We start from the raw sequence: 540 nt of genomic DNA on the forward strand, positions 1-540 counted from the left end.
CGGATTTGCGATTTCATCTCGACCACCCGCGCAGCGATTTTGATGAGGCGCAATCGCAGCGTGTCGAATTGGGCGACGGCAAAGCTCGAGCGCCTCGGCATCGCGGCCCGCAAGCCCCACATCAACCAGTAAGCACCGGCATGCAGGAATAGCCGGAACTGGTTGGCCGTCGCTCTGGTGCAGGATGTGCGGTCGGCGGCAAGATGCGTCTTCCACGACTTGATGTGGTTCTCGGCCGCGCCGCGCCGGCAGTAGACATCCTCGTAGAGCGCCTTGGCTTTCCCACCGGCAAGGTTGGTGACGACGAAGCGGGTATCGGCACCTTGGGCGCCGACCTCGACCCGCGCGATGATGCGCTCGACGCGGCTCCAACTGGCGGCGCCGTCAACGAACTCCTTGAACCTGCGGACCTTGCCTGTCTTGGCCGACGCTTCGAAGCGCGCCGTCGTGCTGGCCTCCAGATCCGCGACATGCTTGCGCAGGGTCGTGGTGGGCGCGAGGCCAAAGATGAAGTCGACGTCGTTGGCGCGGCACCAGTCG

General features: G+C 64.8%; 1 protein-coding gene. It reads right to left on the reverse strand.

Annotated features, from left to right (window positions below; translation table 11 throughout):
- Positions 1-540, reverse strand: a 540-nt coding sequence (locus NKH93_RS34270) for a transposase (protein WP_352976433.1), incomplete at both ends; no start/stop codon positions are given.

This window comes from Mesorhizobium sp. M0954 (assembly GCF_040319155.1).
Lineage (GTDB): Bacteria > Pseudomonadota > Alphaproteobacteria > Rhizobiales > Rhizobiaceae > Mesorhizobium.